Raw genomic sequence first — 25,781 nt, forward strand, 5'->3', positions numbered from 1 at the left:
GCCGCGTCAGCAGGGCTGGCGCCAGACGTCCAGCTTGAGGTTCTTGCGCATCGAGGAGAGCCCGAGCTTGTCGGACTCGGCGCAGAAGTCCTTGGTGGGCAGCTCGTACTCGACGTGGAACACCGCCTTGTCCGCCTTCACGAAGGGGGTCAGCTGGGCGCACTCGTCGTACTGCGCGCACTGCTCGTTGACGGCGAAGTCGAAGGAATCCACCAGCTCCGGGATCTGCTGGAGATCGTTCTTGAGCCCCACCGAGAGGCCCCGGGCATGGGCGATCGTGGCGAGCATACGGTTGTAGGCCAGCTGGTCCGCCGCCTTGAGCGGAAACCCCGTCTTGTTGAGGTAGCCGTCCATGAGATCCGGCTCGACGCCGTCGAAGCCCTTCTCCTTGCACATGTCGAAACGGCGCTCCATCAGCGGCCGCAGCACGTCGATCCTGCGGATGTCGAGCCAGCGCTCACCGTCCCACCCGTTGCTCCCGCCCTGGACCTCGCGCGGGAAGGACTCCTTGTCGGGCCGGAAGTTCTCCCAGGCACCGGCGTTGATGTAGCAGATCGCCTTGCGGCCCTGGCTGTGCAGCTTGGCGACGTCGGCCGCGGTGTTCTCGAACCCGTCGATGTCGTACACCGGCACATCGGGCCCCTCCTGCACCCGGCCGTTGAGCTGCCACTGCCAGGCGGTGCCCGGCTTGGGCTGCCAGATCTTCGCCGGGGCCCCACCGCTCGGCGAGGCGGACGCGGAGGGGGAGCCGGCGGAGGGGGACGCGGCGGGCCCGCTGGGCGAAGGCGAGCCGCGGGTGGCGGAGGGAGTGGGCGCATGCGCGGTGGGGGTGGGCCCGTCCGGGCCGTCCGCGTCGTCGTCGGACGCCTCGGACGAACAAGCGGTGGCGAGCAGCAGCAGCGCGGCGGCGGCGCACAGCAGCGCCTTCGAGGAACGCGCGGGGGAGTGGTTCATGTCGTCTTCCCGGGGAGCACGGGCGGCAACTCCGCCCAAGGATTGGGTAGTTCGCGCCCCACGACACAGCACACACCCGCGCCGCGTTCGCCCGTGGTGCGCAGGGCGAGCGCGAGCAGCGCGTCGGGCACCCCGTACACCAAATGGCACAGACGCTCCGGTGGCTGACGGTCGGCCCAGCCGGGCCGCGTGAAGGCGGACACATACGTCGTCCAGTGTCCCTCGAACGTGACGATGAGATCGGCGACCTTCAGATATCCGGGCGCGGGATGCACACCGGGGTTGAGCACCACGACGCTCCCGCCGGAGCGCCGGGCCGCGCGGGTGGCCTGCCGCACGAACGGCAGGCCGGTGCGGTCGGCGGGGGCGCGGTCGAAGAAGAACCCGTCGGCCCCGTACCAGTCGCGGTGGCGCTCGATGTCCCGCAGAACGGCGGCCGGCGGCCGGGCGCCGTAGTCGAGGTCGACATAGCCGAGCACCCGGACGCCGGCCGCGCGCAGCGCTCCCACCGGCCCCGCGAACGCCGGGTCGGGGACGGCGCCGGGCCCGTCCGCCGCGTTCAGGACCACCCCGTAGAGGCCGGCCGCCGCCTCGGTGAGCCGCTGCCAGGCGACCGGGTCCTCGGCGGGGTGGACGTAGAGCGGAACGAGCAGCATCAGCGCACCGGTTCCCGGTCGGGACCCGAGCGTACGGCCGCCCACAGCGCGGACACCGAGTCGGCGAGCGAACGCCGGGCCGACCAGCCGAGCGTGGTGCGGGCGGCGCCCGGGTCGGAGCACTGCCAGGGCACGTCGGCGGAGCGCTCCGAGCCCCCGGCGTCCTCCTCGATCCGGCCCCGGAATCCGGCGGCCCGGACCAGTTCACCCACCAACTCCCGTACCGGAACGGCCCGTCCACTGGCGATGTTGAGCACCGGCGGCAGCGGGCTCGCGCCGGTCGCGGCCAGGACGGCGGCGTGGGCGACGTCCCGCGCGTCGACGAAGTCACGGTGCGCGGACAGGTCACCGAGGCGCACCACGGCGTCGGGGCCGAGGTCCCCCAGCTGCCGGGCGAGCCGTCCCGGCAGACCGGCGGCGGGCGCGCCGGGACCGACGGGGTTGGTGATCCGCAGCACCACGGCGTCAAGGCCGCTGGTGGTGACGGCCATGGTGCCCGCCAGTTTGGTGGCGCCGTACAGCGTTGTCGGGCGGGCCGGTGACTGCTCGGTGACGCGCTCACCGATGCCGGCCGGCCCGTACTCGGCCGCCGAGCCGAGATGGACGAGCCGGACGGCGGGCACGGCCTCGCGCAGCGCCGCACACAGCACGGCGGGCGCCCGGACGTTGACCTCGGCCAGCGCCACCGGCTGCGGGCCCACCGCGCCGGCGCAGTTGATCACGGCGTCGGGCGCGAGCGCGAAGAGCCGCTCGGCGAGCGGCCCCGGGGTGACGGTGGCGAGGTCCACGGCGAGGTCCGCCAGCGGCCCCCGCCCCCCGGTGAGGAACCGCACACCGGGCATCTCGCGCAGCTCCCGGGCGACATGGCCGCCCAGGTAGCCGCTGTGGCCCAGTACGAGGATGCGCATGGACGCCTCAGGCCCCCTTGAGGAGCAACGAGCGGTACGTCGTGAACTCCGCGTTGGCCCGGTCGTAGTCGTCCGGGCGCCCTATGTCGAGCCAATAGCCGTCGAAGGCGTAGGCGTGCGGCGGGGTCTTGGCCTTGAGGAGGTCCAGGACCAGCTCGTCGAAGCCCAGCGGAAGCCCCTCGGTGTAGCCGGCGAGCGTGTCGCGGGTGAGGCCGTAGACCCCCATCGACACCCGGTAGTCCATGCTGGGCTTCTCGGTGAAGCCGACGACCTTGGTGTCGTCGGTGGTCAGCACCCCGAAGTCGATGTGCACCTTGCGGGCGTAGGTGGCGATGGTCAGCGGCGCGCCGCTGGCGCGGTGGCGGGTGAGCACGTCCGCGTAGTCGAGGTCGGTCAGGATGTCCCCGTTCATGACGAGGAAGGACTCGGGCAGCCGGTCGCGCATCGTCAGGAGCGGGCCGATGGTGCCCAGCGGGCTCTCCTCGGTGCTGTAGTCGACCTTCAGACCCCAGCGTTCGCCGTCACCCACGTAGGCGCGGATGATGTGGCCGAGATGGCCGATGGCGATGGTGCAGCTGGTGAAGCCGGCGGCCGCGAGCTGGCGCAGCACGATCTCCAGGATCGCGTGCTGGTCGCCGATCGGGACCAGAGGTTTGGGCAGCGCCGTGGTGTACGGCCGCAGCCGGACTCCCTTGCCTCCGGCGAGTATCACTACATGCATGGGTGCCTCCCTGAGAGTGGGGACCGCGAAGTCAGATGTTGTAGATGCCGGTCTTGTAGCGGGCCAGGTTGCCCGGGTCGCGGAAGAACTCCGCAGTGCGCTCAAGGCCGGCTTCGAGGCTGAACTCCGGCTGCCAGCCGGTCGCTTCGGTGAGCCGGCTCGCGTCCGCGACCAGCCGCATCACCTCGGAGTTGGCCGGCCTGATGCGCTGTCCGTCCTCCTGGACGTCGAGTTCGGCGCCCATCACCTTGCCGATCAGGCGCACCAGGTCGCCCACCGATATCTCGGTGCCGGTCCCCGCGTTGAAGGTCCGCCCCACCACGCGCTCGGCGGGGGCGGTGCCCACGGCGAGGAAGGCCCGCGCGGTGTCGACGGCGAAGGTGAAGTCACGCGTGGGGCGCAGGTCGCCGAGTGTGATGGTGCGCGAACCCGCCGCGACCTGGCCGATGACGGTGGGGATCACCGCCCGCATCGACTGGCGCGGGCCATAGGTGTTGAAGGGGCGCAGCGTGACGACCGGGGTGGCGAAGCTGGCGTAGTAGCTGTCCGCGAGCCGGTCTCCGCCCGCCTTCGAAGCGGCATACGGCGACTGGGTGTTGATGGGGTGGTCCTCGGTGATCGGCACGGTCCGCGCGGTGCCGTACGTCTCGCTGGTCGAGGTGTGCACCAGGCGCGGCGTCTCCAGGGCGCGGACGGCCTCCAGGACGTTGAGGGTGCCGGTGACGTTGGTGTCCACATAGCTGTGCGGGGCCTGATAGGAGTACGGGATCGCGATGAGGGCCGCCAAGTGGTAGACGGCCTCGGCGCCTTCGGCCAGGGCGCGCACCGAGCCCGGGTCGCGGACATCGCCCAGGACGATCTCCACCTGGTCCAGGACGTCGGCGGACAGGGTCTCGAGCCAGCCGTAGGAGGAGAAGGAGTTGTACTGGGCCATCGCGCGGACCCGGTGCCCGGAGGCGACCAGGGCCTCGGTGAGGTGCGATCCGATGAAGCCTTCGGCTCCGGTGACGGCGACAAGCGGTGCGGAGGTCAACTTCCGCTCCTTCCAAGGTGGTTCGGTACATCGAAGTGCCGAAACGTGCGGTGATCGTTCAGGTGCGTTCGGTGAGGCCCGTGGTGCGGGTGGTGCCGTTCGGGCCGTGGTGCGGGGGTCAGGCGTGGACGGTGGGCCGCCCGAGCAGGTGCAGGGTGGCGCCGGTCAGAGCGAGCGCGGCGGCCGTACAGCAGACGTACTGGTCCAGCGGGCTCGGCTGCGCGGGCAGGCCCAGGGCGGCGACACCGGCCGCCGCCGACAGGGTGACGGCGGCCGGCAGCCAGGCGATGCCGAACGCCTGGAGCAGCAGCGCCGTCCACAGCAGGGCCGCGAGCGCGAGCAGCGGGGCGGGCTCGGCGCCGGTGAGGAGTGCCGCGGGGATCAGGGGCAGCAGATAGACCAGGAGGCAGCCCGTGAGGATGGCCGCCGAGCGCCACCGGAAGGCCGCCGGGGTGGCGGTGGCCCGCAGCGCGGCGACGGACAGGCCGCGGAAGCGGTACAGCAGCCACTCGGCCGGGCCCATGCTGAGCGTCAGCGCGATCACCGCGAGCGGATGGCGCTGTCCCGCGAAAGCGACGAGCACCCCGGCGGCGAGGCCGAACAGACCGTACGGCAGCGACGCCACGAGCCGGGGTCGCACCGGCGCGGTCGCCGCGGGCTGTGTGAGGACCTCGCGCAGACAGTGCGCGACCGCACCGATCACCAGGGCGAGGGCGAGCGAGGAGAGCCCGACGCGAAGGAACGGTCCCGGCTCCCTGAAGGGCAGCACCGCCGCTCCCAGGATCAAGGGGGACAGCGCGGCGAGCAGCAGCCGCTCGCGCGCCAGGACCAGCAGGATGCCGGCCGCCGCCAGATAGCAGGACTGGCCCACCACGAAGAAGTCGGCGGGTCCCGGGCCCACGATGGCCAGTCCCGTCACGCCGGAGAGCAGCGCGCCGAGCGGCGCCCCGGCCAGCAGCGTACGGGCCGCCTCACGCCGGCCGGACGCCATCCGCAGATAGGCCCGGTGGCCAAGACCCTGCCCCCAGGCCCAGGAGATGAGGCCCGCCACGATCAGGGCGAGCACCGCGCGCTCGCTCTGCCACAGCCGGGCGGTCAGGGGGTAGGCGAGGCCGGGCAGCGCGAACAGCGCGCCGCGCAGCGCGCAGCGCACCGGGTCGGGCGCCCACGGGTCGGCGGCGAGCGGCGGTTCGGGGAAGCTGCGCGGCACCCGCTTGTACAGGTCCTCGGCGAGCGAGAACAGGTTGCGGTGCCCGTACTCGTCCGCGATCTGCTGGGCCGTCAGGCCCTCCGACTCCAGGACCGCCGCCACTTCGTAGGCGTGGACGGCGGGCCCTATCTGCTCGGCGAGTTCGGCGGCGAGCCGGTCCACGGCGGCGTCCTTGCCCCACCGCGCGGCCCGCCGGCCCGGCAGGCGCAGCGTCACCGTGGATTCGGTGGCGAGCCGGAGTGTCAGCGTGTCCTCGCGGCCGTCGTGCGGCTCAAGGCGGATGGGCCCGCTCATCCGGCCACCCGGCTCAGCTCGTCGGGCCCCGGCCCGGCCGGCACCAGGCGCAGGGCCGTGGTGGTGTCGGCGGCGCCGCTTCGCCGCGCGGGAACGGTCGCGCCGCGCACGGAGAGTTCGAGGTAGATGGCCCGGAAGGTGTCCACGGTCTGGCGCAGGGTGAACTGCTCGACCACCCGAAGCCGCGCCGCTTCCCCCATCGCGGCCCGGCGCGCCGGGTCACCCAGCAGCTCGAGGGCGGCCGCGGCCATCGCGCCCGGATCGCGCGGCGGCACCACGAGCCCGGTGGGGCCGACCGCCTCGCGCACCCCGCCCACATCCGTGGAGACGGTCGCCCGGCCACAGCTCATGGCCTCGATCAGCGTGAAGGGGAAGCCCTCGCTGATGCTGGACAGCATCACCACGTTGCCCGCGGCGTAGGCGTCCCTGATGTCCTCGACCCGGCCCTCGAAGGTGACCGCGTCGCCCTGGCCGAGGGAGGCGGCGAGCGCTTCGCAGCGCTCACGGTAGGCCTCACCGCCCCGGGGCGTGCCGCCGAACAGACGCAGGGTGGCCGCCGGGAGTTCGCCGCGCACCGTGGCGAAGGCGCGGATCAGCGTCTCCAGGTCCTTGATGGGATCGACCCGCCCGGCCCAGCTGAGGGTCGGGGCGGCCGGCTCGGGCCCGGCCGGCGGGAAGGCCGCCGGGTCGACGCCGTTGTACACGGTGCGTATGAGCCCCGGGTCGGCCCCGCCCTGCTCCTCCCACAGCCGGTTGTACTGATTGCCCGGTGTGATCAGTGCGGCGCGCCGGTACGTCTCCTCCGCGAGCAGCCGGAAGAACCCGAGCAGCACCGCCTTGACCGGCCAGCGGTAGGGGGCGGTCCGGTAACCCAGGTAGCGCTCGCGCAGATAGACCCCGTGCTCGGTCAACAGCAGCGGCACGCCGTGCAGTTCGGCGCCGACGAGCCCGGGAAGCACGGCCACGCCGCCGCTGACGGCGTGGGACACGCCCTGGCTCGGCGGTATCGCGGCGAGCGGCCGCAGCGCGTGTTCCAGGAGCCCGGTCGCGGTGACCGCGTCGTGCAGGGTGGGCCGGGCCTCGCGCACGGCGAGCCCGGGCCTGTTCCACACCTCGGTCATGACCTGTATCGCCGCGTCGCCGCGCAGGGCGGGGCTGAGCTGCCCGTCGCGGGCGGCCCGGGCCAGCTCGTAGAGCGCGGGGCCGAACCCGCTCTCCGCCGAGGGGTCGAGCAGCGCGGTGAGGAAGCGTTCGTACGCGGCCATCAGACGTCGCTCCTGGCGCCCGCGCGGGGCCGAACCCCCGGGCGCGGGGCCCCACATGGGGACGGAGACGGCTTCGCTGACGTGCGGCGGCAGGTCCCACACGGTCGGTTCGCGACCGGTGCCGGTCACCGCGATGATGTCGAAGTCGATGTCGGGCATTCCGGTGACGAGCTGGTCGCACCAGACGCTCACCCCGCCGTGGCTGTGCGGATAGGTGCCCTCGGTGAGCAGAGTGACCCGCGCAGCGCCGGAGCGCGGCGCGCGGTGTGGTACGTGCATGCGTGCGCTCCGCGGCTGAAGAGAGCGGTGAGTGGTGACATCGGCCCGGTCGGCCCGCCGCCGCGCGGGCGGCGGGCTCCGGGGTTGTGCTCGACCGGGTCAGCGCGGCTCGACGCCGTACGGAACCGGCTTGGCGACGCCGGCGGGGACCGGTGTGCGGGGCGCGCTCGACGTCGGCGCGCGGCCGGCCGGCGATGCGTCGTGTGCGCGCGGCGCCAGTGCCGCGGCGGCCGTCGTCGGGAGCGCCAGAGCGACGCTGCTCTGCCCCGGCTGGGCGGTGGCCCAGCCCGACACACTCCCGGCGTAGGCCTGGCCGAACGCGGTGGTGGCGCTGCCCAGGACCTGAGTGGTGCCGCCCGGCATCGTCGCGGTGACGGCCACGCCCGCCGGAGCCTGCACGGTCACGCTGTCGCCGATCCGGTACGCGGTGACCTGGCCCGCCTTGACCGCGGTGTTCCAGGCGCCCCGGTCGCGCAGCTCGGCGCCGATGTCCTTCATCCGCAGGTTCACCAGCGGGGCGCTGGCCGCGTACAGCGCCTTGTACTGGTCGAGCACCCCGTCAAGGACGGGGTAGCCGATGCGGTCCTCGGCCAGGTTGGACTGGTGGATGAAGTGCGGTCTGGGGTCGTTGCCCAGGACGTGACCAAGGGCGGTCCGCGTCTCCTGGGGCACGATGTATCCCGTGTAGCCGGTGGCCGCGTCCAGGGCCGCGGGCAGGCAGGTGGTGTTGGGCAGGTCGTCGCACAGGCCGCTGCCGCCCTGGGCGCGGCTGGTGTAGATCCAGTTGTACTCGTCGACCTGCTCCGAGACGTGCCCCGCGTTGTAGAAGATGTTGATGGGGTAGCGGGCGACGGTCTGGGCGGGGCCGACCTGGCGCTGCTCGGGGTCGCGCGACATGTCGGCGCCGAGCCAGCTGATGTGGTTGGTGCTCAGCGCCGGAGCGAGGTAGGGGTTGTCCTGCGGCTGCTGCGGCAGGAGCCGCATCCCCGAGTGCTCACCGGTGATCAGCTCGTCGGGCTCGGTGGGCAGTCCGACCCCCTGGGCCCACTGCTGGTTGTCCGATATCTCCTTGGATATCTCGGACTGGCTCACATACTTCGTGGAGCCGTCCGGATTGGTCGCGCACTTCCACGGGACGGCCGAGACGTTTTGCTCGCAGCCGAGGAAGGCGTGGTCGTAGGTGTGGTTGATCCAGCGGAAGTCGCCCTTGTCGGCGGCGAACTGATCGGCGAGCTCGTCGGCGCCGTTGTGATTCTCGCGGTACTCCACGCTGCCGCCGCCGTTGTAGGCCAGGTCGAGCGTGAAGCCACGGGACTTCTCCCAGGCGACGGCGTTCCGCACATCCGCAGGGGACATCCGGATCGAGTCCTCGACGCCCTGCCCAGGCGGGCAGTCCACGTCGCCGGGTGTGCAGTTGAGGGCGGGGTCCCAGCGGTCGTCCCCGGCGAACACGTCGTCCACGTGGACCGCGAAGTAGTTCCGCGAGGCGCCGAGCCGCACGTTCTGCGTCATCCAGTCGACGATGCCGCGGGCCAGCAGCTTGAACTGCTCCTGGTACTGGTTGTACGCGAAGGTGACGACCAGTTCGCGCCGGCCGTCGTGGCGGTACTCGCCGACGAGCGAGCCGCTGGTGGTCCTGCCGGGGATCGGGGCCTCGACATAGCTCGTGAAGTCCGCGCCCGGGGCCGGCTGGGCCAGGAAGGCGTAACTCTCGCTCACAGACGGTGAGTTGTCCTCGAAGGGCACCTGGCCGTTGAGGTAACCGAACGGTCCCGTGGTGCGCCCGACCGCCGTCACCTGGGCCTTGAAGCCGTCCGCCGAGCCGCTGTAGCCGCCGGTGACCGGCGTCTGAAGACCGACCTGGGGGCGCGCGTAGGTGTAGGCGTCCACCTGGGGTATCGCGTACGTCTTCTCGTACGCCACGAGCGCGGCCATTTCGGCCGAACCGGCCGGGAAGGGGTTGTCGTTGGGCAGCACCACGGCCTGGTACTTGGCCCGGGGGCCGCCGCTCACGGTGTCCGCCAGGAACGCCGCGTCGATGACCGGACGCCCGGCCTTCTGGAGGTCGACCAGGGTGTACGGAGTGCCCTCGCCGTCCAGCTCCGCCGTGATGGCCCCGGTGGCGGGGCCGCCGTCCGAGACCACGAGGACCTTCAGGTCCACGCGGGGCGCGGGCGCCGCCGCGTACGCCGGCGCGGCCGGTAATCCCATGGCGAGCAGCACAGTGCCCACCGCGAGACCGATGGTGTGTCTGCGTTGTGTGTTCCGCTTCACGCGGTGAAGTCCCCTCCCCTGGAGGTCCGTTCGGCTCCCCTGCCTGCCCGGACCCCGCCCACCGCACAACGGCCGTGCCCCGATGAGGAGGGCCCGCCGTTCCGCTCTGATGGGTCACATAGTGCGGGGCTTCGAGGAGTTTTCGAGTGGCTACTGTGAAACATGACGAAAAAATGTGGCCGTCATGATGGGGCGCAGAGCCGTGCGCGGCCCCCCGGGCCCGCCGACGGGTGATCGCGCCGGGCCGCGCCGGGCCCGGAAAACCGGAGCGGCCCGGCGCGGCAAACGCTTTCGGCGTGGGGGGCGCACGCGGGCGCACACCACCAAAGGTCCAGACAACCAGTCGATCCGGGACGTATCCGGTTTTCGGCCACGCGAGCGAAACGTGTGAGCGAATCCGCGCCCCGACCGAGGTGTTTCGGCCATACGAAACCGGCCGACCCGGGGGGATGGGCCGACCGGTGATCGTGGGCCGCCGACGTCGGCGGCCGGCCGCGCGCTACCGAGTGCCCGCTGGGGCGGGAGTGGCGCAGTTGACCCGCATCGTCGGGGAGTTGAAGACGCCGTCCTTGTGGCTCTGGCTGTCGTTGTACTCGTAGTAGACGTACGAGTAGAACGCGATGTTGCCGTTGCAGCCGGAGTCCGCCGCCACCCGCACCGGGATGGTGACGGTGCGGCTCGTGCCCGGGGCGACCGGCACGGAGTAGTTCACGCCGAGTGTGGTGGTGCCGGTCCCGGTGCAGGTCACGCCCGTACCGGAACACGAGGCGAGGGAGTACTTCAGGTCGGGACGCTGGGTGGTCGCCCACGTCGGCTGAACCGACTGGTAGACGAACCACACGTCGGTGGTCTGGTTGTTCGTGAACGTCATGCTCAGATTGACCGTGCCGCCCGGCGTCGCCGCCGTCTGGTCGGCGCTGAAGCTCACATCGGGAGTGGCCGCGTCGGCGGACTGGCTCACGCCGAACAGGGCGAGGGAAGAAGCGAGGGCCGCGGCGAGGCTGAAACGCCTCAGGTGTGTGGTTCGCATGAGGACGGAGAGTAGGAGGAACACCACGCAACGTCCGCTGGATCGCCACACTGTGGAGACGCGCTGGCTCGAACCGTACGGGCGTCAACTGGTCGTGGATTGGCGCTCGTTGACCTCTTGACCGCAAGCCCGCCGCAGACCGCGGGCCGCTGCCCGCCGCGCCGCGCGGGGCCGCTGACCGATAACCGACGCTCCCCGCGCCCCCCAGCATTGGCGCGTTCCGCCCGAACGCCACCGCGGCCCCCTTCCCGGGATGGGAAGGGGGCCGCAGGGGACTCGGGAGAGCGAGAGAGGTCAGTTCTGCTGCTGTGCCTCGACCGACTTGCGCACCTCGTCCATGTCGAGCGCGCGGGCCTGGCCGATGACGTCCTCAAGAGCCGCCTGGGGAAGCGCGCCGGGCTGCGCGAAGACCGCCACATTGTCGCGGACGATCATCAGCGTCGGGATCGAGCGGATGTCGAAGGCCTGCGCAAGCTCCTGCTGGGCCTCCGTGTCCACCTTCGCGAAGACCAGGTCGTCGTGGCGCTCGGACGCGGCCTCGTACACGGGCGCGAACTGCCGGCACGGGCCGCACCAGGAGGCCCAGAAGTCGATCAGCACGAATCCGTTGCCGGACACGACCGAGTCGAAGTTGTCCTTGGTCAGCTCGACAGTCGCCATTATGTACACCTCGTTCCCGGCCCCGGGGATGGAGCCGCCTCGCACAACCGCGTGCGCCGCCGCGGTATTCCTTCCCCGGCGCGTGCCCCTGTGGCCACGGAGTACACGGCAGACCAGACTGGGCCCATGACGGAAGCCGAGGAATACGACGTAGTGGTGCTGGGCGCGGGGCCGGTCGGCGAGAACGTGGCCGACCGGGTCCGTGCGGCCGGCCTGAGCTGTGCCGTGGTGGAGAGCGAACTGGTCGGGGGCGAGTGCTCGTACTGGGCCTGCATGCCGAGCAAGGCGCTGCTGCGCCCGGTGGTCGCCCGGGCCGAGGCGCGCAGGGTGCCGGGGCTGCGCCAGTCGGTGAAGGGCCCGCTGGACGCCGAGGCCGTGCTCGCCCACCGCGACGAGTACGCGTCGCACTGGAAGGACGACGGCCAGGTCGAATGGCTCGACGGCATCGGCGTCCACCTCTACCGGGGCCACGGGCGCCTCTACGGCACCCGCAAGGTCGGCGTCACCAGCCCCGAGGGCGAGCACCACGTCCTGACCGCCCGCCACGCCGTCGCCGTGTGCACCGGCAGCCGCGCCCGGCTGCCGGACCTGCCGGGCCTGGCCGATGTGGGCCCCTGGACCAGCCGCGAGGCCACCAGCGCCAAGCAGGTCCCGGGCCGTCTCGTGGTGGTCGGCGGGGGAGTGGTGGCCGTCGAGATGGCCACCGCCTGGCAGGCCCTCGGCGCGCGGGTCACCGTCCTGGTGCGCGGCGGGGGGCTGCTGGAGAAGATGGAGCCTTTCGCGGGAGAGCTGGTCGCGGACGCGCTGCGCGAGGCGGGCGCCGAGATCCGGACCCACACCTCGGTCACGGGTGCCGTACGGGACGCGGCGAGCGGCGCCGTGACGGTGTCGCTGCGCGGTCCCGAGGGAGAGGGACGCCTGGAGGCCGACGAAATCCTCTTCGCCACCGGCCGCGCGCCCCGCACGGACGACATTGGCCTGGACACCATCGGACTCGACCCCGGCTCCTGGCTGCCCGTCGACGACTCCTGCCGTGTCGAGGGCAGCGAGTGGCTGTACGCGGTCGGCGACGTCAACCACCGCGCGCTCCTGACCCACCAGGGCAAGTACCAGGCCAGGATCGCCGGCGCGGCCATCGCCGCCCGCGCGGCCGGCACTCCGGTCCTGGAGAGCGACCCCTGGGGCGCGCACGCGGCGACCGCCGACCACGCGGCCGTGCCCCAGGTCGTCTTCACCGACCCGGAAGCCGCGTCGGCCGGCCTCACCCTCGCCGACGCCGAGGCGGCGGGCCACCGGGTGCGGGCCGTCGACTACGACATGAGCGGCGTCGCGGGCGCGGGTCTGTACGCCGACGGATACCGGGGCCGGGCCCGCATGGTCGTCGACGAGGACCGGCGCGTCCTGCTGGGCGCCACCTTCGTCGGACCCGGCGTGGGCGAGCTCATCCACTCGGCGACGGTCGCCATCGCGGGCGAGGTCCCCCTGGAGCGCCTGTGGCACGCCGTGCCCTCCTATCCGACGATCAGCGAGGTGTGGCTGCGCCTGCTGGAGACGTACCGGGGCTGAGGACCCCGCGCCACACGACGAACGGCCGGGCCCCCGGTGAGCGCGGCGGACAGCCCCCACCGGCGGCCGGGCGGTCACGGGCGCCGGCTGACACGGGCATGCGTACGGGCATGCGCACGGGCGAGCGCGAGGGTCACGCACGCCGAGGCCGTCGCCGTCACGGCCATCGCGGTCCCGGGCGAGGTACGTTGCGCGACCACGCCGGCGAGCGCCGCGCCGACGCCCTGGCAGGTGAGCATGCCGCACGAGTGCAGCCCGAGCGCCTGTCCGGTGAGCTCGTCGGGGACCTGCTCCAGCAGTTGCTCCTGCTGGAGCAGGCTCGCTCCGTACCCGATGGACCCCAGCGACACGGCCACCGCGGCCACCGTCAGCGGCGGGTGCCGGGCGAGCAACGGATAGGGCGCGGCGAGCACCAGCAGCAGGGGCAGCGGGAGCCGGCGGCGCCAACGCGCGCTCAGGAAACGGCCGCTGACGGTGTCCCCGGCCAGCATCCCTATGGCGCCGGCCGCGAAGAGCAGCCCCGCACGGCCGGGCGCGTACGGCACGAAGAGGGATTCGCACCCCACGATCAGACCGTTGGGCACCCACAGGCCCAGGTAGAGCAGTCGACGCGAACGGGACGCCCACAGAAGGGAGTTGACGTGCCAAGTGGCGGCGATGGAGGGCCGGCCCGACGCACGCGGCGCCCGGCTGCCAAGTCCGAGTAGAGCCAGGGCGGCGGTCACCCCGTACAGGCCCGCGCCGGCCAGCAGTGTGCCGCGCGGGCCCAGCGCGTCCACCAGGACGCCACCAACCGCGAAGCCCCCGATCTGCACACCCCCCGCACTCATGTTGAGCACCGAACGGCCCAGCAGATAGAGCTCCCTCGGCAGGATCTCGCCGAGCAGCCCGTAGCGCACCCCGCCGCCCACCGAAGCGGCCAGACCCTGGCAGAACAGCACGGCGAAGTCGGCGCCGACCGGCAGCCCGGGAGCGGCGAGCAGCGCGGTGCTCAGGGCGAAGGTCAGCGCGAGCGCGGTGGTCGCGGCGCGCGGCGGCAGCCGGTCGGCCGCCGACATCAACAGGACCGCACCGGCCACCTGCGTGAAGGAGGAGCCGAACATGCTGAGCGCGGCCAGCAGCGGTGAGGCGGTCGCCGCGTACACCAGCGAGGCGAGGGCCAGGCCGCTCACCGTCGCCGCGGTGACCTGGAGGACGGCGACGAGCAGGAAGGGCGTGAACTCCGGTGTGCGCCGCAGCGCTTGGTAGGTGGGCATGCCGGGGAGTCTCGGGGGCTGTCGCACGCGGACGTTATTGTTTCGCGCGGAGGCGAAACCATGGGGTGGTGGCAGGTCGGGGCGGACACGCTCGCGGGCAGCCGGTTCGTCGTCTCACCCCTGGCCGAGACCACCGCGACCCTCTTCGCGCTGCTCGCCCCGGCCGCAGCCCACCGCGCCGAGCGGGCCTGGCTCGACGTCCATCTGCCCGCGTTCCGGGCGCGGTTGGCGGCCGATCCGGTCACCGCACGGCTCATGACCGCCGTACGCAGCGCCCGTTGGACCGCCGACTATCTGGTGCCCACGCCCACGGGTGACGGCGAGCGCTCCTTCCACGAGGAGCTGGCGGAGATCCGCGCCACTGCGGCGTCGACCGTCCACGCCGACCTGGCCGAGACGATCGGCGGCCCCCTGCCCGCCGCGCTGCGCCGTCCCGATCTGGCGGACCGCACGGCGGACCTGCTGGCCTGGCTGTGGGAGCGCGCGGTCCTGCCGGACTGGCCGCGCCGACGGCAGGTCATCGAGGGCGACATCATCGCGCGCACCGCACAGTTGAGCCGGGGCGGCTGGGCCGCGGTGCTCGACGACATGCGGCCCGGAATGCGCTGGCTCGGCGAGAGCCGGCTCCAGATCAACGTGGCCGAGCACGCGCCTCAGGACATCTCGGCGGCTCAGCTGCTGTTCATGCCGGTCACCCCGGGGCACGCCTGGGTCACCTGGGACGACGCCGGTCACTACGCCGTGGTGTACCCGTGCGCGGGCGCGCTGGCGGACGCAGGCCGGGCGGCGTCGCCCCGGGCCCTGGGCGCGCTGCTCGGGCCGGCCCGCGCGGGCGTGCTGGTCCTGCTCGCCACCCCCAAGAGCACCACCCATCTGGTGGCCATGACCGGTCAGGGCCTCGGTTCGGTGGGCCGCCACCTCAGGGTCCTGCTGGACGCCGGCCTGGTGGGGCGGCGCCGGTCGGGGCGCTCGGTCCTCTACTACCGGACCCCGGCGGGCGATGCCCTCGTCGAGGCGCCCCGGCAGTAGTCGAGGCGCCCCGGCAGGGGCGGTCCGGCGGCGGCCGGGGCGGGGGGCACCCCTTCTCAACGGGGACGGTGACGTTCACAAAAGGAACGGTGTCGTTCGAAGCGGAACGGTGTTGTGCACAGAGGGAACGGTGACGGCCGCGCCCGCATGCGTAATACTCTCCCCATGACTTCACATGTTACGACCCGGGGTGGCGGCCGACCCGGCAAGGTGCTCGGCGGGACGCCTGGCGAGGCACGCGACGCGGTGCGCGTACGCCGTGCGGTCGCCCGCGACGCCAAACGTCTGACGCACCTGGTGCGCACGTCGAGCGCGTACGAGGGCCCGTACGCGCCGATGGTCGCCGGATACCGTGTCGGCCCCGATTACATCGAGTCCCACCAGGTCTTCGTCGCGGCCGGCGCCGACGGACGCGTGCTCGGTTTCTACGCGCTCGTTCTGAGCCCACCTGAACTCGACCTGATGTTCGTCGCGGACGACGCGCAGGGACTCGGCGTCGGGCGTCTTCTGATGGCCGATGTGAAACAGCGGGCACGCGCTGCCGGGATCCCTAGCGTGAAAATCGTCTCGCATCCGCCGGCCGAGGGTTTCTACCGCGCCGTGGGGGCCGAGCGGGTGGGCACCGAGCGGGCCCGTCCGCCCGTCGTGATGTGGGACCGGCCGGTGCTCGAACTCTCCACGCGTGAGGATTAGGCGTGAGGTTGGGGCAACTCCCTGAATGCGGCGGGAAGTTGAAGCCGCTCATGGGTTCTCGTGGGTCCTGGCGACCGCCGCCCGGGCCGGGGCGGATCATCCGGTCGCTCCACTCCGGTCGATAGGTGGGACAAGCGCGCTTAGGTTGGCAATCGGCATGGCGGGCCGCCCCTGGCCGCCGCCCGCGGAGGCGAGGCACCCCCGCGCGATGGGGCCGCGAGACCCCGGAGGCCGAAAGAAGGCGACATGGCGCGCAGGGCGGGACGGCCGGCGGACGACGGCACGGGGGAGTACCCGAGCGAGTACCCAGACGAACCGGACGCGGTAGACCGCCACGCGGAAGCCCGTCACGCACAAGATCGTCACGCACAAGGTCGCCACGCACAAGATCGCGACGCGGAAAATCGCCACGCGGAAAATCGCGACGCGGGAGTGCACGACGCGGGAGTCCGCCACGTGCAAGATCTCGCCCGGACTCCCACCGCGCGTCGCCGACGCCCGGCGCCATGGAAACCCCGGAGCGAGCTGACACGAGATCAGCTAAAGCGGCGAAAACTGGCCACCCGTGGCGCGCTCGCCGCCTGCCTCCTGTGCGTGGGCACGGTCGGGTACTCGGTGGGGGAGGCGATGACCTACCCCGGCGACGACAGCACGGCCGCCCGGCTCGCCGGCTGGGCCCGCGAACACGAGCTGGGCGCGGTCGTCGACAAGCTGGAGAACCTGCGCTACGAGCTCGACCCGCCGAGGGTCGGCGGCTCCCCGCCGAGTGAGGCGCTGGCCCGCATGAGGGCGACGGCCCCCACGGTTCCGGTGCTCAACCGGGAGGTGCCGCTGCGTTCCCCGATGCGGCCGCCGGTCACCCCGGCGCTGCCCGGCGAGGGGGTGTGGCGCGTGCTGAGCGCGCCCCACGGCGAGCCCGTGGTGCAGGGCACCTATGTGCGTCCCGACAGCGATCACACCTCCTACCAGGCGGCCATCGCGTGGATCAGCGGGAAGAAGGCCCGCTTCGAACTGCACCCGGGCCTGCGTGAGCCGGGCGGCACCTTCTCCGTGCCGCCGACCATCCCGCGCGGCAGCCGCACCGGTCTGCTCGCCACCTGGAACGGCGGTTTCAAGGTCACCGACGGGGGTTCGCGCGGCGGCTTCTACCTCAACGGGGAGACCGCGGGGCGCCTGCGCGAGGGCGCCGCGTCCGAGGTCTTCTACAAGGACGGTTCGATCAGGATCGGCCAGTGGGGGCGCGACATGGGGATGACGCCGGATGTGGTCGGCGTGCGCCAGTGTCTGGGGCTCATGGTCGATCACGGCGAGGTCGTGCCGGACATCGACGTGGATTCCAAGTGGGGCGCCACCGACCAGAGCCGGATGTTCGTCGAGCGCTCGGGTGTGGGCGTGACCGCGCAGGGCGACGTCATCATGGTCGTCGGTCAGGCTCTGACCGCCCGCACCCTGGCCGAACTGATGCGACAGGCGGGCGCCGTGCGGGCGATGCCGCTCGACATGAACCGGGCCTGGCCCTCCTTCATGAGCTACGACCCCACCCGTGACCCCGCCAACCCGAAGCCCACCAACATCCTCGACTTCGAGAACCCGCCGGAGCGCTACTACAACCAGGCGACCAGGGACTTCGTCGCCGTGTACGCGAGGTGACCGGACCCGCGCGCGAGGCGGCCGGCGCCGGGGCCCGGACGCCCGGGTGGACGGGCGTCCGGGTGAGCGGGCCGGGTGGGCCGGCGTCCGGGTGGGCGTCCGGAGCACGCGGGGCGCCTCAAGGGCTGCTCGTGCGGGTCAGGCGGCCGGCACCCCGACCTGGGACCAGGCCTTGAGTACCGCCTGGATCTCGTCGCCGTCCCCGTACAGATCGCGCGCGGTCTTCGCGGACAGCCGGGCGAAGTCGGCGAACTGGGCCTCCGCGTCGAGCTCGCCGCCGGTGAGCGTGGCGTACCAGATCTTCCCGGCCCGCTCCCAGGCGTTGCCGCCGAGCGCGGTGGCCACGAGGTAGAAGGCGTGGTTGGGGATGCCCGAGTTGATGTGCACCCCGCCGTTGTCCCGGCTCGTCCTCACGTAGTCGTCCATCTTGGCCGGCTGCGGGTCCTTGCCGAGCCGGGGATCGTCGTACGCGGTGCCGGGCGCCTTCATCGAGCGCAACGCCTCGCCGTGGATGCCCGGCCCGAGCAGGCCGGCGCCGATGAGCCAGTCCGCGTTCTCGGCGCTCTGGCCGAGCGCGTACTGCTTGATGAGCGAGCCGAACACGTCGGAAACGGACTCGTTGAGCGCGCCCGACTGGCCGAAGTAGTCCAGGTTCGCGGTGTACTGCGTGACGCCGTGTGTCAGCTCGTGGCCGATGACGTCGACCGGCAGCGTGAAGTCGAGGAAGAGGTCTCCGTCGCCGTCACCGAACACCATCTGCTCGCCGTTCCAGAACGCGTTGTCGTAACGCTCGCCGTAGTGCACCGATGCGAGCAGCGGCAGCCCGGAGTCGTCGATGGAGTGGCGCCCGTACGCCTTCAGATACAGCTCGAACGTGGCACCGAGGCCGGCGTGCGCGCGGTTGACGGTGGCGTCGGTGGAGGGCTGGTCACTCTCCGCGTGCACCTTCCGGCCGGGCAGCGTCTCCTGGTGCCCGGCGTCGTAGATGGTGCGGTCGGGCTTGTCGGACGGGGTGCCGGTGGGGGCGGCGGCGCCACGGACGGTGGTGATCCGGCGCTGGGTGCGCAGCTGGGCGTCGTGCTCCAGGGTGCGGCGCGCGGGTTCGTACACGGCGGGATCCTCGTGCTGGGCCAGCCGGTCGAGGATGTGGGGAGGTACGACGGTGCAGAAAACGGCGGGTTTGTTCATGCGAAGAAATGTGGCACAGCGTGAGGTAACTGTCACCGTGCGCAGTCGAGTTGGCTGGAAACCGTTGCCCGAAGGGTGCCTCTCGTCAACTGAAGGGGGCGCGTGGTAGAGGCCGGGTGGGCGCGCGGGTTCGGTGCGCGCCCCGCCCGGGTGGTCCGGGCGCCGGGGTCAGGCCGAAAGGCCGGGGAAGTCACCCGCGAGCGCGGCGGCCAGGCGCAGGTACGGGGCGGCCTGCGCGGGGCGGCCCTGGCGCTCCAGCGTGCGGCCCAGCATGAGCGCGGCGTACCCCTCGACCGGGTCGCGGTCGAGCACCGCGCGCAACTCGGCCTCCGCCTTCTCCAATCGCGCCGAGTGGTAATAGGCGCGTGCCAGCAGCAGGCGCGGCGCCACCTGCTCGGGCACCTCGGCGACCAGTCCGGCCAGGATGCCCGCGGCGGTGACGTACTCCTTGGCGTCGAAGAACAGCCGCGCCCTCTCCCACCGCTCGGCGGCCGACCCGAACTCGTAGTAGCCGTGGGCCAGTTCACTGCGGACCGCGCTCATGCCACTCCTTGCCGAGGGCCCCTGCGCCGGGGCCGTTCGGTTCGGTCAACAGGGGAATGTGATTGAAAATTCCACTAGTGTGGTGGTGACAGGAGGCGGGGGTCCCGCGCCCCCGCGAGGGAATAGGTTGACCGCATGAGCAATCTCGATCGCCGGCCCACGCTCTCCGTCTGCGGCGGCCGCGGCTTCGTCGTGGCAGAGCCGGTACGCGAACTCCTGTCACCCCGCACCGTGCGGCTGGGCGAGTCCACAGAGGTGCGGCGGCTGCTGCCGAACCTCGGCCGCAGAATGGTCGGCGCCTGGGCCTTCGTCGACCACTACGGCCCCGACGACATCGCCGACGAGCCCGGCATGCAGGTGGCGCCGCATCCCCACATGGGCCTCCAGACGGTCAGCTGGCTGCACCAGGGCGAGGTGCTGCACCGCGACAGCCTGGGCAGCCTCCAGACCGTACGCCCCCGGGAACTCGGCCTGATGACGTCCGGCCGCGCCATCAGCCACTCCGAGGAGACCCCGAGGTCGCACAGCCGGTTCCTGCACGGGGCCCAGCTGTGGGTCGCCCTGCCCGACGCGCACCGTGACATCGAGCCGCACTTCCAGCACCACGCCGACCTGCCGCACGCCACCGCGCCCGGCGTCGACGCCACGGTCATCCTGGGTGAACTGGACGGCGCGGTGTCACCCGGATCCACCTACACCCCGATCGTCGGCGCCGACCTCGCCCTCACGGCGGGCGCCGAGGCGAGTCTCCCGCTGAACCCGGACTTCGAGTACGCCGTCCTCGCGATGTCCGGCGAGGCCCACGTGGACAATGTGCCCGTACTCCCCGGCTCGATGCTCTACCTCGGCTGCGGCCGCACCGAACTCCCCCTGCGCGCCACCTCCGACGCGGCGGTGATGCTGCTCGGCGGCGAGCCGTTCGAGGAGGAGATCGTGATGTGGTGGAACTTCGTCGGCCGCACCAACGACGAGATCCAGCAGGCCCGTTCGGAGTGGATGAATGGTGATCGCTTCGGCGAGGTGAAGGGCTACGACGGCCCTCCGATCCCGGCCCCCGAGCTGCCGGCGGTGCCGCTGAAACCCCGGGGTCGTGTGCGCTGAGCTGCGGGGATGTTGGGGCAGCCGCCCGCCTGGTTGAGGCGGGCGACAAGGCTGGAGGTGCCCTCTCCTCTCAGTCCGGAGCTCTCTCCTTCGGCGTCGGGATGAGGGCGTGTGCTGCGGATAGTGCGAGCTTGTGTGGGCGGGTTTAACAATCCCAATGCTGACCCAATGCTGACCTTTCTGACGGTGCGTCATGTAGGTGGGGAAGGGCGGCGACGCAGATCAGGAGCGCGTGGTTGGTGCCGGCGGTGACAGAGCTAAAACGGCATTGCTGACTTCGGGCGCCTACCGAGTCCGGATCGAGGGCGCCCGCGCGCTGCACGAGCGGATGCCGTCATGCCTGCGCAGAGCTTTTGTGGGGACCGAACAACCACCAGGCGAGTGGTCGGTCGGGTCGCAGGCGTGCTGCCGCAGCATGCAGAGAGGGAAGGTAAGGGCCGTGAGTCACGACTCGGGATGGCCGCTTCGACCGAGCTGACCTTCTTCACGGCACCTCGGCCTTTCTGTCGTACCTGAGAGGCGTAACGGCGTGTACCAGTCGTCCGACTGGTTGCGCGCTCCCGCATGGCAATGGTGCGGTCGGCAGCTGCTGGCGCTTCAGTCAGCGCGGCCCATCTTCGGTGTGGCCCTGCCTCGGAGCGTGAGCGAGCCTTCTCCTCTGCGACCCGACCTGTTCTCTATGACCCACCACGTGGAGCGCGTCGCCATCCTTGAACCGGCCGCGAAGGGCTCCTGACCTGCTGTTTTTCCCGTGCGCATTATGCGCGGTGTGGGCGTTACGGGCGATATCTTGACGCTGAAATGACGCTCGTGACGCTCGTTCTGATGGGCTGCCAGGTGTGTTGCGTCGCTGGTCAGCTGGCCTGATGGGGAAGTCCGCGAGGCAGGGGTGCCGGAGATTTCTGGTGTCAAACAGTCATGCTCAGCCGCATCGGCAGAGCGCCCAGCAGGTTTTTGGTCTGCTGGTGATACACGGCTCAGATAGAGTTTGACCGGCGAAAACACCTCTGATCGCCACGATCTGCGGACGGCTGTTCCCGGCACAGTCCAGACCTTGGTTCGAAGGTTCGTGGTGATGAGCGCTGCTCGCATGTTGCGCTTTTGCGACGATGACGGCTTCGGCACCGCTTCGAGAGGCGACGACGGGCCGCAGAAGACTTCGCGAGACACTCGGTGGCTCTGCACGGTCAAGCGGCGCTGCGCGTGGAGGCGGAAGCGGAGTCCGTGCAGGAGGCCCAACCGCCTGGCGGTTCGTGAAAGCGCCGAAGGTGGAGTATATGCAGAGCTGACGCCGGTGACGACGAGCAAGCTGGAGGGGTCGAAGTGGGCGAGATCAGGCGCGACGAGTGGGTTGGTGTGACCAAGTCCGCCAAGAGGTACGAGCCGTTTTGGGAGAGCGTCCGGGTGGCGGAGGCGCAGGGTCGTCCGGTGATGCACGTCGTTAAGGTTGGAAAGTTCATCATGCAGGCGTCCACGGACATTGAGCTCGCCAAGCTATTCGCGGAGCACCAGATCTCCGACCAGGACGAGGTCGGCGAGTTCGACTGGGTGCCGGACGAGTTCGAGGTGCTGCACCTTCGGATCAAGAACACGCGGACCGGGGAGTGGGAATCCACCATCCAGTCCATCTCGACGGTGCCGGCGCTGCCGGAGGTGCCGAAGTGAGTGAGTCGCAGGGTCCCGGCCTTTCGTGGTCTGCTTGCCGGCCATCAGGCGACTCTCTCACCGGTGGAAAGCCCGCGTCGATGACGCCGAGGATGCGGTCATTGGTATCCAAACCCCGCTGCTCACACACTCGGTCGGCAAGGGCCATCCGCATGCGAGCCTATTCGTGGCCGGCTATCGCCGCCGCCGCGTGGGTGGGATCGGTGCAAGAACCATCCCACACCTCAAAACGGTGTAGCGCAGGCACGCGTGTCGGGGGGGCACTCCTCCCAAGCCACCGTTTGATCTCACTGCTGTACAGTCCGCCGACGTATCACTGTGCGCGAGGGAGCTGGGGCCTCTAGTGATCGGATTGCATATCCCGGAGATCTACTGGGACGACGAGAGCGCCGTGAGTCTGCTGGTCGAGTACTTCACCCGACGACGGTCAAGCGGTGACCTGTTCTATTCCGGCGCGCACTTCGAGCGCCTGGGCGGGGGCGGCGACGCCGAGCATCTCGCAGACCGCTTCGACAGCAACGACCTGTTAGCCATCACCATGCTCAACGTCTCTATGGAACCGCATGGGGCGATCAACTTGCTGACCGACCCCCAGGGGCACTGGGCGCGCCTGCTGTCGCTAATCCCTCGTGACGCGCACCTGGAGAATCCTGGAAGCGATGCGCTCATGGAGGAGGGTGGACCCGTGTGGGAGTTGTGGGAACGCCTAGTCGGAACCAAGCACTACCCAGGGAAACCCGACGGCAGTGGCCCGGTTGTGGCAGGTAAATTGCTGGCCCGCAAGCGGCCGCACCTCATCCCCATCTACGACATCCGCATCAAGCAGCTATTCGAGCGACCGAAGGTGGACCACTCCTTCTGGGCCGCGCTGTCTGCGGCCCTGCGGATGGACAACGGTGCCTTCCTCGATCAGTTGATCCATCTCCGCGGCAAAGCGGGCATCGGTGAGGACATCGGCGTCCTGCGTGTGTTCGACGTCATCGCGTGGATGCTCCAAGGTCGGCAGGGTCAGGTCGCGACGAGCTGAGCCAGGTGGAGTGGTGGGAAGGCGCATGCGGAGGCCGATGGTGCACCGAGGGCGGGCGAGGCTAAGAAGCCATCTCATTTGGGTGACTCGGTATTCTGTGAGTCATGGTGGGGATCGTTGAGCGGCTGGTGCCGGACGAGTTGTGGGAGTTGTTCCAGCGGGTGGTGCCGGAGGCGCCGTCGCGGCCGCAGGGCGGTGGTCGGCGTCGGCACGGCGACCGGGAAGTGCTGGCCGCGATCGTCTTCGTGGCTACGTCGGGTTGTACCTGGCAGCAGCTGACTTCGGCGTCGTTCGGCCCGTCCGGAGCGACCGCCCACCGGCGGTTCTCGGAGTGGTCGAAGGCCAGAGTGTGGGCCAAGCTCCACCGCCTGGTCCTCGACGAACTCGGCGCCCGCGGCGAGTTGGACTGGTCGAGGTGCGCGATCGACTCGGTGAACATGCGGGCCCTGAAAAGGGGGACCTGACAGGTCCGAATCCTGTCGACCGGGGCAAGTACGGCTCGAAGATCCACCTGATCACCGAACGGTCCGGTCTGCCCATATCCGTCGGCATCTCCGGGGCCAACCTGCATGACAGCCAAGCCCTGATCCCGCTCGTGAAGGGCATCCCGCCGATCCGCTCGCGCCGCGGCCCGCGACGGCGCAAGCCCGGCAAACTCCACGCCGACAAGGGATATGACTACGCCCACCTGCGGCAATGGTTACGCGAACGCGGCATCACCCACCGCATCGCCCGCAAGGGAGTCGAGTCCTCACAGAGGCTGGGCCGCCATCGCTGGACCGTGGAGCGGACCATGGCCTGGCTCGCCGGCTGCCGCCGCCTCCACCGACGCTACGAACGCAAGGCCGACCACTTCCTAGCCTTCACCAGCCTCGCCTGCACCCTCATCTGCTACCGCCGACTCGCCAAATGAGATGGCTTCTAAGAGGATGTCTCACGTGGTGAGTTGATGGTGCGGCATGATGCTGTCCCGTGAGGGTTGATCTGTCGCGTCGGCTGGTTCCGGATGAACTGTGGGAGCTGACGGCTCCGTTGTTGCCGAAGTTCGCCTTCCGTCCGCAGGGCGGGGGCACTGCTCCGGTGGAACGAGCGGGCGGTGTTCGCGGCTGTGGTGTACGTACTGACGAGCGGGTGCGCCTGGCGGTATCTGCCGGAGTCCTTCGGTGTCTCGCCGGCCACTGCGCACCGCCGGTTCACTGTGTGGACCAAGGCCGGACTGTGGCGGCGGCTGCACCGGGCGGTGCTGGCCGAGCTGGGTGCCAGGGGCGAGTTGGACTGGACGTCCGCGATCGTCGATGCCGCGTCGGTGCGGGCGAAAAGGGGGGCTCGTTGACCGGTCCGAATCCGGTCGATCGGGGCAAGAAGGGCAGCGAACTGCATGTGCTGTCCGAGGCCCAGGGCCTGCCGCTGGTCGTCGCGGTGTCCGGTGCGAATGTGCACGACAGCCAGGCGTTCAAGCCGCTCATCCTGGGCAGACCCGCTGTTCGTTCCCGGCGCGGACCCCGTCGACGGCGGCCGGTGAAGATCCGTGCGGACAAGGCGTATTACTCCGCCGAGCATCTGCGCTGGCTCCGCAGCCTGAACCTTGTCCCGTGGATCGCCCGGCCCGGCATCGAGTCCGGCGAGCGCCTCGGCCGGCACCGCTGGAAGATCGAGCGGTCGATCTCCTGGCTCTTCGGCTACCGCCGCCTCACCGTCCGATATGAACGAAAAGGCAGCCACTTCCTTGCCTTCCTCGGCCTCGCCGCAGCCCTCACCTGCTACAAGAAACTCGCCAAACTCACCACGCGAGACATCCTCTAAGTGAAAGGGGGCCGCTAGTGGCTGCGGCGTGAAGGTGACGTTGATCCCTGTGGCTCATATGTTGGCCAGCATGCTGTGGGTCGAAGCATGCGGTCCTCGACTTCAAATAGGGCAATTAGAGCAAGCCTGATATTGGGGGGCCTGCGATAGCACTGCGTCCGGCCTACCGGGCCGGACGCAGCGCTATTACTTTTAGGGCCTTGCCCCGGGCGCGCCCGGGACTGGTTCCCTATTGGAGGGTGGCCCGCAACCTAAGCGATAGACCGGGTACCCTCCCGACCAGTTCTCAGTGCGTTCCTCGCAGTGGGCCGAACCACGATGGGTCGTCCATGGCGCCTTCATCCTCATGCCACTGTGGAGGCGCCGACACGACGAAGCTCCGTAGGTCAGCGCCCAGCAAGAACAGGCGCCCGGGCGTCACTTCTACGCCGTGGTCCAGGCCGACCTTCTCGCATTGCCCGACGTCAGCCTGTCGGATGACCAATCCGTCGTAGCCAGGACGGAGGAGCATGAGGTCGACGTTGGCGAAGTAGATGTCGATCCGGGTATCCGGCGGCATGTCCCGGCTGCTGCGGAGGAGCAGCCGACGATGCCCTACGGCGTACTGCCAGACCTTGAAATTCCTGTCGGATCGGAAAATTTCAGAGCCAGCCGACTCCGGCGTCACCTCACCCATTCAGCATGTCCCAGTTCGGTTCGGGTATGTCCACTACCTTGCCTTCTTTGCTGTAGAACGTAATGTTGCGCCATTCAAAGTTTCCCATTTGGATGTGCAGACCGATCTGGCCCATCTCCCACTGGGTGGCCGCCCAGTCACCCGAGCGCCACTTCTTGTACGCGAGAGCGTACTGCTCAGCTGCTGTCTCTCCGTCAAAACCCTTCAGGCTGACTGCGACCTTGCCGTTGTTGCGGAGGACGTTCGACACCTCGGTCATCCACAGGGCAATCGGCTTCCCGTTTGACCTACCGACTACCG

23 protein-coding genes and 1 pseudogene are annotated in these 25,781 nt (G+C 70.6%); 9 read left to right on the forward strand and 15 right to left on the reverse strand.

Annotated elements, in window-relative coordinates; translation table 11 throughout:
- Window positions 1-6 precede the first annotated feature (6 nt).
- The 10 genes from ABR738_RS34365 to trxA form a co-directional block, all read right to left on the reverse strand.
- Window positions 7-954, reverse strand: a complete 948-nt coding sequence (locus tag ABR738_RS34365) for an endo alpha-1,4 polygalactosaminidase (protein WP_350233859.1) — start codon at window positions 952-954, stop codon at window positions 7-9.
- Window positions 951-1,613, reverse strand: coding sequence for a spherulation-specific family 4 protein (locus tag ABR738_RS34370; RefSeq protein ID WP_350234870.1), 663 nt, complete (start codon window positions 1,611-1,613; stop codon window positions 951-953). The genes ABR738_RS34365 and ABR738_RS34370 overlap by 4 nt, the downstream gene beginning before the upstream one ends.
- On the reverse strand, window positions 1,610-2,518 hold the full coding sequence (locus ABR738_RS34375; RefSeq protein WP_350233861.1) for an NAD-dependent epimerase/dehydratase family protein: 909 nt from the start codon (window positions 2,516-2,518) through the stop codon (window positions 1,610-1,612). Before ABR738_RS34375 ends, ABR738_RS34370 begins: the two co-directional genes overlap by 4 nt.
- 7 nt (window positions 2,519-2,525) lie before the next feature.
- Window positions 2,526-3,239, reverse strand: a complete 714-nt coding sequence (locus ABR738_RS34380; protein WP_350233862.1) for a nucleotidyltransferase family protein — start codon at window positions 3,237-3,239, stop codon at window positions 2,526-2,528.
- Between the two features lie 31 nt (window positions 3,240-3,270).
- Window positions 3,271-4,272 carry an SDR family NAD(P)-dependent oxidoreductase gene (locus ABR738_RS34385; protein WP_350233864.1) on the reverse strand — a complete coding sequence of 334 codons (1,002 nt, stop codon included), beginning with the start codon at window positions 4,270-4,272 and terminating at the stop codon, window positions 3,271-3,273.
- Window positions 4,273-4,390: 118 nt separating this feature from the next.
- Window positions 4,391-5,776, reverse strand: coding sequence for a hypothetical protein (locus tag ABR738_RS34390; protein ID WP_350233865.1), 1,386 nt, complete (start codon window positions 5,774-5,776; stop codon window positions 4,391-4,393).
- Window positions 5,773-7,320 (reverse strand): GT4 family glycosyltransferase PelF, encoded by a 1,548-nt coding sequence (gene pelF, locus ABR738_RS34395; protein ID WP_350233866.1) that lies wholly within the window; start codon window positions 7,318-7,320, stop codon window positions 5,773-5,775. Before pelF ends, ABR738_RS34390 begins: the two co-directional genes overlap by 4 nt.
- Before the next feature lie 99 nt (window positions 7,321-7,419).
- Window positions 7,420-9,531, reverse strand: coding sequence for a hypothetical protein (locus ABR738_RS34400; protein WP_350234871.1), 2,112 nt, complete (start codon window positions 9,529-9,531; stop codon window positions 7,420-7,422).
- A 562-nt stretch (window positions 9,532-10,093) separates the two neighbouring features.
- On the reverse strand, window positions 10,094-10,624 hold the full coding sequence (locus tag ABR738_RS34405; protein WP_350233867.1) for a hypothetical protein: 531 nt from the start codon (window positions 10,622-10,624) through the stop codon (window positions 10,094-10,096).
- 294 nt (window positions 10,625-10,918) lie between these two features.
- Complete coding sequence (trxA, locus tag ABR738_RS34410) at window positions 10,919-11,284, reverse strand: thioredoxin (RefSeq protein WP_350233868.1); 366 nt, start codon at window positions 11,282-11,284, stop codon at window positions 10,919-10,921.
- 126 nt (window positions 11,285-11,410) lie between these two features.
- Between trxA and ABR738_RS34415 the strand changes: the two genes are divergently transcribed.
- Window positions 11,411-12,850: a dihydrolipoyl dehydrogenase family protein gene (locus ABR738_RS34415; protein WP_350233870.1), complete on the forward strand. Its 1,440-nt coding sequence runs from the start codon at window positions 11,411-11,413 to the stop codon at window positions 12,848-12,850.
- A 74-nt stretch (window positions 12,851-12,924) separates the two neighbouring features.
- Here ABR738_RS34415 and ABR738_RS34420 read toward each other — a convergent pair whose 3' ends face one another.
- Window positions 12,925-14,106 (reverse strand): MFS transporter, encoded by a 1,182-nt coding sequence (locus tag ABR738_RS34420; protein WP_350233872.1) that lies wholly within the window; start codon window positions 14,104-14,106, stop codon window positions 12,925-12,927.
- Window positions 14,107-14,166: 60 nt separating this feature from the next.
- On the opposite strand from ABR738_RS34420, the gene ABR738_RS34425 reads away from it, so the two are divergent.
- The 3 genes from ABR738_RS34425 (at window position 14,167) to ABR738_RS34435 (ending at window position 17,478) form a co-directional block, all read left to right on the forward strand.
- Entirely contained in the window at window positions 14,167-15,135 is a 969-nt protein-coding gene (locus tag ABR738_RS34425) for an ArsR/SmtB family transcription factor (protein ID WP_350233874.1), read from the forward strand.
- Window positions 15,136-15,300: 165 nt separating this feature from the next.
- Entirely contained in the window at window positions 15,301-15,828 is a 528-nt protein-coding gene (locus ABR738_RS34430) for a GNAT family N-acetyltransferase (RefSeq protein ID WP_350233876.1), read from the forward strand.
- 594 nt (window positions 15,829-16,422) lie between these two features.
- The gene (locus ABR738_RS34435; protein ID WP_350233878.1) at window positions 16,423-17,478 is read left to right on the forward strand and encodes a phosphodiester glycosidase family protein; all 1,056 of its coding nucleotides are present in this window, start codon (window positions 16,423-16,425) and stop codon (window positions 17,476-17,478) included.
- A gap of 138 nt (window positions 17,479-17,616) precedes the next feature.
- On the opposite strand, the gene ABR738_RS34440 is transcribed toward ABR738_RS34435, so the two are convergent.
- Window positions 17,617-18,666, reverse strand: coding sequence for a M4 family metallopeptidase (locus ABR738_RS34440; protein WP_350233880.1), 1,050 nt, complete (start codon window positions 18,664-18,666; stop codon window positions 17,617-17,619).
- Window positions 18,667-18,834: 168 nt separating this feature from the next.
- On the reverse strand, window positions 18,835-19,209 hold the full coding sequence (locus ABR738_RS34445) for a tetratricopeptide repeat protein (protein ID WP_350233881.1): 375 nt from the start codon (window positions 19,207-19,209) through the stop codon (window positions 18,835-18,837).
- A 135-nt stretch (window positions 19,210-19,344) separates the two neighbouring features.
- Here ABR738_RS34445 and ABR738_RS34450 point away from each other — a divergent pair, with 135 nt between their 5' ends.
- The 5 genes and pseudogenes from ABR738_RS34450 (at window position 19,345) to ABR738_RS34470 (ending at window position 24,805) form a co-directional block, all read left to right on the forward strand.
- Entirely contained in the window at window positions 19,345-20,310 is a 966-nt protein-coding gene (locus ABR738_RS34450) for a pirin family protein (RefSeq protein WP_350233883.1), read from the forward strand.
- Between the two features lie 1,461 nt (window positions 20,311-21,771).
- Window positions 21,772-21,975 (forward strand): hypothetical protein, encoded by a 204-nt coding sequence (locus ABR738_RS34455; RefSeq protein ID WP_350233885.1) that lies wholly within the window; start codon window positions 21,772-21,774, stop codon window positions 21,973-21,975.
- A 343-nt stretch (window positions 21,976-22,318) separates the two neighbouring features.
- On the forward strand, window positions 22,319-23,002 hold the full coding sequence (locus ABR738_RS34460; protein ID WP_350233887.1) for a DUF6308 family protein: 684 nt from the start codon (window positions 22,319-22,321) through the stop codon (window positions 23,000-23,002).
- 104 nt (window positions 23,003-23,106) lie between these two features.
- A protein-coding gene (locus ABR738_RS34465) for an IS5 family transposase (protein ID WP_502964114.1) occupies window positions 23,107-23,915 on the forward strand; the annotation gives its coding sequence in 2 pieces (ribosomal slippage) (window positions 23,107-23,455 and window positions 23,455-23,915; 810 coding nt in all).
- A gap of 59 nt (window positions 23,916-23,974) precedes the next feature.
- Window positions 23,975-24,805 (forward strand): annotated as a pseudogene (locus ABR738_RS34470) (IS5 family transposase).
- A gap of 286 nt (window positions 24,806-25,091) precedes the next feature.
- On the opposite strand, the gene ABR738_RS34475 reads toward ABR738_RS34470, so the two are convergent.
- Window positions 25,092-25,481: a hypothetical protein gene (locus ABR738_RS34475; RefSeq protein WP_350233888.1), complete on the reverse strand. Its 390-nt coding sequence runs from the start codon at window positions 25,479-25,481 to the stop codon at window positions 25,092-25,094.
- Window positions 25,474-25,740 (reverse strand): hypothetical protein, encoded by a 267-nt coding sequence (locus ABR738_RS34480; protein WP_350233890.1) that lies wholly within the window; start codon window positions 25,738-25,740, stop codon window positions 25,474-25,476. Before ABR738_RS34480 ends, ABR738_RS34475 begins: the two co-directional genes overlap by 8 nt.
- Window positions 25,741-25,781 lie beyond the last annotated feature (41 nt).

Source organism: Streptomyces sp. Edi4, from assembly GCF_040253615.1.
Classification (GTDB): domain Bacteria; phylum Actinomycetota; class Actinomycetes; order Streptomycetales; family Streptomycetaceae; genus Streptomyces.